This is a genomic window from Cellulomonas soli (assembly GCF_052036975.1).
GTDB classification, from domain to species: Bacteria; Actinomycetota; Actinomycetes; order Actinomycetales; family Cellulomonadaceae; genus Cellulomonas; species Cellulomonas soli_A.
Genome location: NZ_JBQIAR010000018.1, coordinates 57,521 through 66,089, shown reverse-complemented (window position 1 = coordinate 66,089; position 8,569 = coordinate 57,521). Strand labels below are relative to the sequence as shown.

The 8,569-nt window shown below is 73.5% G+C and carries 9 protein-coding genes; 6 read left to right on the top strand and 3 right to left on the bottom strand.

Translation table 11 applies throughout. From position 1 onward, the window contains the following. Positions 1–91: 91 nt before the first annotated feature. Positions 92–556 carry a tRNA (cytidine(34)-2'-O)-methyltransferase gene (locus ACTHAM_RS16180; RefSeq protein ID WP_440689325.1) on the bottom strand — a complete coding sequence of 155 codons (465 nt, stop codon included), beginning with the start codon at positions 554–556 and terminating at the stop codon, positions 92–94. Between the two features lie 89 nt (positions 557–645). Between ACTHAM_RS16180 and ACTHAM_RS16175 the strand changes: the two genes are divergently transcribed. The 4 genes from ACTHAM_RS16175 (at position 646) to ACTHAM_RS16160 (ending at position 3,802) form a co-directional block, all read left to right on the top strand. Then, complete coding sequence (locus ACTHAM_RS16175; RefSeq protein ID WP_440689323.1) at positions 646–1,188, top strand: toxin-antitoxin system HicB family antitoxin; 543 nt, start codon at positions 646–648, stop codon at positions 1,186–1,188. An 81-nt stretch (positions 1,189–1,269) separates the two neighbouring features. Then, positions 1,270–2,112 carry a DUF4097 family beta strand repeat-containing protein gene (locus tag ACTHAM_RS16170; RefSeq protein ID WP_440689321.1) on the top strand — a complete coding sequence of 281 codons (843 nt, stop codon included), beginning with the start codon at positions 1,270–1,272 and terminating at the stop codon, positions 2,110–2,112. Between the two features lie 68 nt (positions 2,113–2,180). Beyond that, positions 2,181–2,981, top strand: coding sequence for an ABC transporter ATP-binding protein (locus tag ACTHAM_RS16165; RefSeq protein ID WP_440689319.1), 801 nt, complete (start codon positions 2,181–2,183; stop codon positions 2,979–2,981). Beyond that, a complete protein-coding gene (locus tag ACTHAM_RS16160; protein WP_440689317.1) occupies positions 2,978–3,802 on the top strand; it encodes an ABC transporter permease in 825 nt (274 codons plus the stop codon). Before ACTHAM_RS16165 ends, ACTHAM_RS16160 begins: the two co-directional genes overlap by 4 nt. Positions 3,803–3,830: 28 nt before the next feature. Here the strand turns inward: ACTHAM_RS16160 and ACTHAM_RS16155 are convergent, their stop codons facing one another. Further along, positions 3,831–4,388 (bottom strand): GNAT family N-acetyltransferase, encoded by a 558-nt coding sequence (locus tag ACTHAM_RS16155; protein WP_440689315.1) that lies wholly within the window; start codon positions 4,386–4,388, stop codon positions 3,831–3,833. A gap of 112 nt (positions 4,389–4,500) precedes the next feature. Here ACTHAM_RS16155 and mgrA point away from each other — a divergent pair, with 112 nt between their 5' ends. Next, positions 4,501–5,538: an L-glyceraldehyde 3-phosphate reductase gene (mgrA, locus tag ACTHAM_RS16150; RefSeq protein WP_440689313.1), complete on the top strand. Its 1,038-nt coding sequence runs from the start codon at positions 4,501–4,503 to the stop codon at positions 5,536–5,538. Positions 5,539–5,542: 4 nt separating this feature from the next. Continuing rightward, on the top strand, positions 5,543–6,373 hold the full coding sequence (locus ACTHAM_RS16145; RefSeq protein ID WP_440689311.1) for an alpha/beta fold hydrolase: 831 nt from the start codon (positions 5,543–5,545) through the stop codon (positions 6,371–6,373). A 47-nt stretch (positions 6,374–6,420) separates the two neighbouring features. On the opposite strand, the gene recQ is transcribed toward ACTHAM_RS16145, so the two are convergent. Beyond that, on the bottom strand, positions 6,421–8,484 hold the full coding sequence (gene recQ, locus ACTHAM_RS16140) for a DNA helicase RecQ (RefSeq protein WP_440689309.1): 2,064 nt from the start codon (positions 8,482–8,484) through the stop codon (positions 6,421–6,423). Positions 8,485–8,569: the final 85 nt, after the last annotated feature.

Genomic DNA, 8,569 nt, shown 5'->3' with positions numbered 1-8,569 from the left:
GTGTACAGCCCGCGCGGGGCTCTCGTCATCGCCCGCTCGCCCGAGGTCCCGCCGTGTCGGCGGGGGAGTCAGGGCAGGGGCGGCTGGCGGCTCAGGCGCCGCCGAGGAAGCCCAGGTGTCGCCATGCCTCGTAGGTCGCCACCGCGGCGGCGTTCGACAGGTTCATGGATCGGCGCCCCGGCAGCATCGGGATCCGCACCTGACCCGTGATGCGCGGGTGGGCCAGCGCCTCGGGTGGCAGGCCGGTCGGCTCCGGGCCGAAGAGCAGCACGTCGCCGTCGACCCAGTCCACGGTCGTGTGCCACGACTCCGCCTGGGTCGTGAATGCCAGGACCCGTGAGTCCGGCACCCGTGCCAGGAAGTCGTCGAACGAGGCGTGCACCTGCACGTGCGCGAGGTCGTGGTAGTCCAGCCCGGCCCGCCGCAGCTTCGCCTCGGACATGTCGAACCCGAGCGGCTCGATCAGGTGCAGCGTCGCGCCGGTGCCGGAGACCATGCGGATCGCGTTGCCGGTGTTGCCCGGGATCCGGGGCTCGTAGAAGACGACGTGCAGCACACCTGATGATCGCACCGGCCGCGGGTCCGGCGAGATTGACACCATCGATGGTGTTGCGGTGACACCACCAATGGTGTCACCATGACGTCATGGAACTCACGCACTACGTCGACGACCTCCAGGACCGACTGGCCACCGCGGCCGATGTCGCCGGCGGGGACGCCCGGCAGCTCGTGCAGCGGCTGACCGCACCGCTCGACGCCGCCATCCGCCTCGTCCTGCTCGACGCGCTGTCCGCCGCCGCCGGCGAGATCTCGGCCGAGCTCGCACCCGGCTGGGTGGACGTGCGGCTGCGCGGCGGCTCGCCGGAGTTCGTCGTCGCAGCACCGGCGCCGTCCGCCGCCGAGCCACTCATGCCGACGGCCCCCACCGCAGCCGCTCTGCCCCCGGTCGACCTGCCGGCCGCACCGGACGCCGACGCGGACGCGGGCACCACCACCCGCACCACCCTGCGACTGCCCGACCACCTCAAGACGCAGGTCGAGGTCGCCGCCGCCCGCCACGGCATCTCGGTCAACACCTGGCTCGTCCGCGCGGTCGCCGCAGCGCTCGAGCAGAGCACCGGCCGGCCCGCAGCGCCGTCCCCGTCCGAGCAGGGCGGCACCCACCGGCACACCGGCTGGGTGCGCTGACACCACGCCACCGGGCCGTCCAGCCGCACGGTCCGCACCACTCGTCCAAGCTCGCAGCACCCGTACCCCCAGGAGACAGCCATGCCCACGTTTCCCGCCCCCGCACCCGTCCCGGTCGTCGTCGACGTGCCGTTCGGCTCCCTGAGCGTCGTCGCCGGCGACCGCGACGACGTCGTCGTCACCGTCCTCCCCGCCGACCCGACCAAGTCGGGCTCCGTGCGCGCCGCCGCCGAGACACGCGTCGACCGTGACGGCGACACCGTGTCGATCACCTACCCGGCCGCCTGGAAGCAGTGGGTCCTGCCGTTCGCCGCCGGCGGGGCGAACGTCACCATCGAGCTGCCCGCAGGTTCCGACGTCCGAGGCAAGGCCGGGGCGCTGCACGCCGAAGGGCGGCTCGGCACGGTCGACCTCACCCTCGGCAGCGGCGACGCACGCCTCGACGACGCCGACCGGGTCGACCTGAAGGTCTCGGCCGGGTCCGTCGTGATCGGCCGGGTCACCGGGTCGCTGCACGTCAAGGCGAGCGCCGGCTCCGTGCGCGTGGCCGAGGTCGCCGGCGACGGCACGATCCGCGCCGCGAACGGCACCACGACCGTCGGAACGGTCACCGGGTCGCTGGAGGTCGTGGGCGCGCACGCCGAGATCACGGTCGGTGCCGTCCGCGGCACCCTCACCGCCAAGGCCGCCCACGCCGGCATCACCGTCACCTCCGTCGAGTCCGGCAGCGCGACCCTCGCCACGTCGTACGGCTCCATCGAGGTCGGCGTCCCCGAGGGCACGGCCGCGTGGCTCGACATCACCTCCGAGCACGGCACCGTCCGCAACCACCTGACCCCCACCACCGGACCCGTCGAGGACGAGGCCGCCGCCGAGATCCGCGCCAGCTCCGGCTACGGCGACGTCATCGTGCGCCGCCCCTGAGGCGGCCTGCGCCGAGCACCCGCCCGGACGAGCACCACGGCAAGGAGCACCACCGAGGAGACCCGACCATGAGGAGAACCACCATGTCCGACGAGCTCGCCGTCGACGTCCGCGGCCTGCGCAAGTCCTACGGTGACCAGAGCGTGCTCGACGGCGTTGACCTGGCCGTCCGTGCCGGCACCATCACCGCCCTGCTCGGCCCGAACGGCGCCGGCAAGACCACCACCGTGGGCATCCTGTCCACGCTGCTCTCCCTCGACGGCGGCACCGCCCGCGTCGCCGGGTACGACGTCGTCGAGCACCCCCAGAAGGTGCGTGCCTCGATCGGTGTCACCGGTCAGGTGTCGGCCGTGGACGACCTGCTCACCGGCGTCGAGAACCTGCGGCTCATGGCCTCGCTGCACCACCTGGGCAGGCGGGAGGGGCGCGAGCGGACCGACGCGCTGCTGGCGCAGTTCGGGCTCACGGAGGCCGCCCGCAAGCCGGTGTCCACCTGGTCGGGCGGCATGCGCCGCAAGCTCGACCTGGCGATGACCCTGGTCGGATCCCCGGCCGTGGTGTTCCTCGACGAGCCGACCACAGGCCTGGACCCGCGCAGCCGCCGCACCCTGTGGGACGAGGTCCGTGGCCTCGCCGCCTCCGGCACCACGATCCTGCTCACCACCCAGTACCTCGAGGAGGCCGACCAGCTGGCCGACCGCGTCGCCGTGCTCGACCGCGGACGCATCGTCGGCGAGGGGACCCCCGCCGAGCTGAAGTCCGCGCACGACGCCGGGTCGCTCGACGACGTGTTCCTGCGCCTCACGGAACCCTCCGGGGCTGACCAGTCCGCCGGCACCGACCAGACCACGAAGGAGGTCGCACGATGACCACCGCGACGATCGCCCCCACCGCCGGCGCCCGACCGCTGGCCGACACCCTGACCATGCTGCGCCGCAACCTGCTGCGCGCGGTTCGCTACCCGGGCCTGACCAGCTTCACGATCGCCATCCCGGTGGCCCTGCTGCTGCTCTTCGTGTTCGTCTTCGGCGGCGCGTTCGGTGCCGGTGTGGCACCGGGCGTCGCGCCCGGCGCGGCAGGCCGCTCGGCGTACCTCGACTACATCACCCCGGCGATCCTGCTGTTCGCCGTGGTGGGTGCCGCGCAGAGCGTGGCGATCTCCGCCGCCATGGACGCCAAGGGCGGCATCATGGCCCGCTTCAAGACCATGGCCATCTCGTCGGGCTCCGTGCTCGGCGGGCCGGTGCTGGGCACCGTCATCCAGGGGCTCATCGCCGTCGCGGTGGTGCTCGGCCTGGCCATGGCCCTCGGGTTCCGCCCCGCTGCCGCGGTCGCCGGCTGGTTGGTGCTCGCGGGGCTGCTCACCCTGGTGACCTTCGCCTTCAGCTGGCTGTGCGTGGCCCTCGGCCTGGCCGCCAAGTCGGTCGAGACCGCATCGAACACCCCGATGCTCCTCACCGTGCTGCCCTTCTTCGGCAGCGGGTTCGTGCCGGTGGAGACCATGCCGGCGGCCGTGCGGTGGTTCGCCGAGTACCAGCCGTTCACCCCGATCATCGAGACCACCCGTGACCTTCTCGCCGGAACGGCCCTGACCGCCTCGACGACCTTCCAGGCCCTCGGCTGGAGTGCGCTGATCGCGGCCCTCGGCTACGCGTGGTCCCACTCGCTGTACCGGCGCGAACGCACCTGACGCCGCAGCCGGGTGCGTACTGACGGCCTCAGCTCGTGCGCGCCCGCCACTCCTCGGCCAGCACGGCGTACTGGAAGGTGTCGTGCCAGACGGGATGTCCGTGCTCGTCGTCCTCGAAGCTCGCGGCCTGCCGGTGGTGGGCCTCACGGCGCAGGCCGACGCGGTCGAGCAGCGACCAGGAGCGGGTGTTGCGAGGGTCGCAGCGGGCGACGACACGGTGGGCGCCGTCGAGCACGAGCTCGTCGATCAGGGCGGTGACGGCCTCGGTGGCGTAGCCGTGGCCCCAGTGGCCGGGGTGGAACACGTAGCCGACCTGCCAGGTGCGCCAGTGCGGTGGGCCGTCGGGGGCGACGTAGAGGTTGCCGACGAAGGTGCCGTCGGTGAGCGTGACGGCGAGGAACCGGTCGTCCTGCGTGCGTTCGGCGGCGAGCCGGTCGGCCTCGACGGGGCCGAGCACGCCGTACGGCTCGAAGCGCACGGCCTCGGGCCGGGAGAGCATGCTGTGCAGGGCGGGACCGTCGGTGGCGCGGAACGGGCGCAGCACCAGGCGGCGGGTGGTGAGGGGGAGCCGGGACGAGAGTGGCACGCGTCGAGGGTCCTCCGGTCGGCGGGTGGTCGCGAGGGGATTTCGCCGTCGGGTGGGACTGCCGCGACGGACTAGCGTTGTCGTGCACCGCAGCAACGAGAGGACGCCACCGATGCCGACCGAGCCGCTGTACCGCGCCGACGACGCGCGCTACGACACGATGACCTACCGCCGCACGGGACGCAGCGGGCTGGACCTGCCGGCGCTGTCGCTCGGGCTGTGGCACAACTTCGGGGACACGACCCCGTTCGACCGGCAGCGGGCGGTGCTGCGCCGGGCGTTCGACCTGGGTATCACGCACATGGACCTGGCGAACAACTACGGCCCGCCGTACGGCTCCGCCGAGGAGAACTTCGGGCGGCACCTGGCCAAGGACTTCCGCCCGTACCGCGACGAGCTGGTCATCTCCTCGAAGGCCGGCTACGACATGTGGTCGGGGCCGTACGGGGACGGGGGTTCGCGCAAGTACCTGCTGGCCTCGCTCGACCAGTCGCTGACGCGCACGGGTTTGGAGTACGTCGACGTCTTCTACTCCCACCGGCCCGACCCGTCGGTGCCGATCGAGGAGACGATGGGTGCGCTGCACACGGCGGTGACCAGCGGCAAGGCGCTGTACGCGGGCATCTCGAACTACACCCCGGAGCAGACGCGGCGCGCGCACCAGGTGCTGGCGGACCTGGGCACGCCGCTGCTGATCCACCAGCCGTCGTACTCGATGTTCAACCGGCACGTCGAGAACGTGGCCAAGGGGCAGACCGAGTGCCTGCTCGACGTGGTCGGCGACCTGGGCATCGGCACGATCGTGTTCTCGCCGCTGGCCCAGGGGCTGCTCACCGGCCGCTACCTGTCGGGTGAGGTCCCGGCCGGCTCGCGGGCATCGGTGGGGCACTTCCTCAAGCCGACGGCCCTGTCGGAGACGTACCTGGAGCGGGCGCGCGGGCTGAACGCGATCGCCGAGGGGCGCGGTCAGACGCTCGCGCAGCTGGCGTTGTCGTGGGTGCTGCGTGACGAGCGCGTCACGTCGGCGCTCATCGGGGCCAGCTCCGTGGAGCAGCTCGAGGACAACGTCGCGGCCCTGTCGGCCCCGCCGCTGACCGACGAGGAGATCGCCGCGATCGAGCCGTTCGCCGTCGACGGCACGGGGCGCTGACCCCGTGAGCGACCAGGTCGTGGTGGGCGTCGACGCCGCCCCTGTGCCCGTGGTGCTGCTGCACGGCATCACGGACGACGGCGGCTGCTGGCCCGGGGTCGTCGCGCACCTGCAGGCCGCAGGTCACGGGCGGCACGTGGTGACGCCCTCGGCGCTGTGGCACGGGGGGCGCACGGGGGAGGGCCGCACGGCCCTGACGATCGGCACGTTGGCGGCCGACGCCGCCGCGACGATCGCCGCGACGCTCAGTCGTCCCGCGGTGGTCGTCGGGCATTCCATGGGTGGAGTGACCGCCGAGGAGGTGGCCCTGATCGCCCCCGAGCTGGTCGCGGCGCTCGTGCTCGTCGACCCGGCCTGGATGGGTGACGACCCCGCGGACGACGGGGCGGCGCCGGCCTGGCTGCGCAGCTTCGCGGGCACGTTCGAGGCGGCACCCCAGGCGGGGCTGGAGGCCTGGTCGCGGACAGAGAACCCCGGGTGGCCGGACGACGAGCACGCGCCGTGGGCGGCGTCCAAGAAGGCCCTCGACCTGGAGATCACGCGGGTCCCGCACGTGTGGGGCGAACGTGACTGGCCGGCGGCGCTGGCCGGGGTCGCCGAGGCGCGCATCCCCGTGACGCTCGTGACGGGCGACCGGTCCGCGGGCGCGATCGTCGACGAGGCCATGGTGGCGACCGCCACGGCGGCGCTCGGCCGCGCGGGTCGGGACGAGGGCGGGTTGCTCACGCACGTCGCGCTGGCCGCCACGGGGCACAACGTGCACCGGGACGACCGCCCGGGATTCCTGCGCGTGCTCGACGAGGCCCTCGCCCGGGCAGACGCGGCGGCCGTCTAGGACTGCCGCCACCGATCCCCGTCCCGCCCGTGGACCGGGGCAGGACGTCAGGCGGGTTCGGCGACCTCGTCGAGCAGCTGGTCGGCGGCGGTGCCCTCGAGCGCGGACAGCAGCCCGGCGCCGTACCGCTCGAGCTTGGTCGCGCCGACGCCGCTGATCGACCCGAGGGCCTCCAAGTTCGACGGGCGGCTCTCGACGACGGCCCGCAACGTCGCGTCGTGGAACACGACGTAGGCGGGGACGCCCTGCTCGCGGGCCGTCGCCGCACGCCATGCCCGCAGGCGCTCGAACAGCTCCGCGTCCGGGCCGGTGAGGTCGGCCGCGGCGGCCGACCGTGACGTCGACCCCCCTCGACCGGCCCGCTCGGACCGGGTCCGGCCGCCCGCGGACGCCACCTCGCGCCGCAGCGGTACGGGACGCTCGCCACGCAGCACGTCGGCCGAACCGGGGCTCAGACGCAGGGTGCCGTAGCCGTCGGTGTCGACGGCCAGCAGCTCCTGGGCGAGCAGCTGGCGGACGACACCGCGCCACTCGCCGTCGGACAGGTCCGCCCCGACGCCGAACGTCGACAGCTCCCCGTGGCCGAGCTGGGTGACCCGGGGCGTGGTCTTGCCGCGCAGGATGTCGACCAGGTGCCCCACGCCGTACCGCTGCCCGCGCTGCTCGAGCCGCACGACCGTGGACAGCAGCTTCTGCGCGGGAACGGTGCCGTCCCAGGTCTGCGGCGGGTTCAGGCACGTGTCGCAGTTGCCGCACGCCGCGGAACCGGCCTGGCCGAAGTAGTTGAGCAGCTGCACCCGCCGGCAGGAGACCGTCTCGCACAGGGCGAGCATGGCGTCGAGGTGCTGCGTGAGCCGGCGGCGGTGCGCGGCGTCGCCCTCGGAGGTGTCGATCATCCGCCGCTGCTGCACCACGTCCGCCAGCCCGTAGGCGAGCCACGCGGTCGACGGCAGACCGTCGCGCCCGGCGCGGCCCGTCTCCTGGTAGTACCCCTCCACGGACTTGGGCAGGTCGAGGTGCGCGACGAACCGCACGTCGGGCTTGTCGATACCCATGCCGAACGCGATGGTCGCGACCATGACGATGCCGTCCTCGCGCAGGAACCGCGACTGGTTCGCGGCCCGCACCCGGCGGTCCAGACCTGCGTGGTACGGCAGGGCGGCGATGCCCTGGCCGACCAGGTACTCGGCGGTCTGCTCGACGGACGCCCGCGAGAGGCAGTAGACGATGCCGGCGTCGCCGTCGTGCTCGGTGCGCAGCAGGTGCAGCAGCTGGGCGCGCGGGTTGTCCTTCGGCACGATCCGGTACCGGATGTTCGGCCGGTCGAAGCTCGCGACGAAGTGCCGGGCGTCGTTCAGCTGCAGGCGGGTGGCGATCTCCGCGTGCGTGACCTCGGTGGCCGTGGCGGTCAGCGCGATCCGCGGCACGTCGGGCCAGCGTTCGTGCAGCAACGACAGGGCCAGGTAGTCGGGCCGGAAGTCGTGCCCCCACTGGGACACGCAGTGGGCCTCGTCGATGGCGAACAGTGCGACGGTGCCGCGGTCCAGCAGCTCCAGGGTCTCCGGCACGCGCAGCCGCTCGGGCGCCAGGTACAGCAGGTCGAGCTCGCCGGCCAGGAACGCCTGCTCGACACGGGTCCGGTCGGCACGCTCCTGCGTGGAGTTGAGGAACCCGGCGCGCACGCCGAGCGCGGACAGGGCGTCGACCTGGTCCTGCATGAGGGCGATGAGCGGGGAGACGACGACGCCCGTGCCGGGCCTCACCAGGGCGGGGACCTGGTAGCACAGGGACTTGCCGCCGCCGGTGGGCATGAGCACCAGGGCGTCGCCGCCGGCCACGACCGTGTCGATGATGTCGGCCTGCTCGCCACGGAACGCGTCGTAGCCCCAGACCTCGCGCAGCACCTCGAGCGGGGTGCGACCGGCGAACGCCTCGGAGGCGGCGCGCGGGCCGTCGGGACGGACGCGCACGGCGGTCGTCGCGGACTCGCCCCGGGGCGCGGCGGCCCAGGCGGCGTCGTCAGGGTCGGGCGGGAGCGAGTCGTACTCGGGGTCGAACGGAGGTTCGTCGTCCAGAGGCCAGCCGTCGTCCCACCCGTCGCTCACGCGCACACCCTACGTGCCCCCGCCCACGCCGCCGCCGTCGTGCACAGGGTCACCCGTACGGACGCAGACGAGCGTCCACGCTCACCCGTCC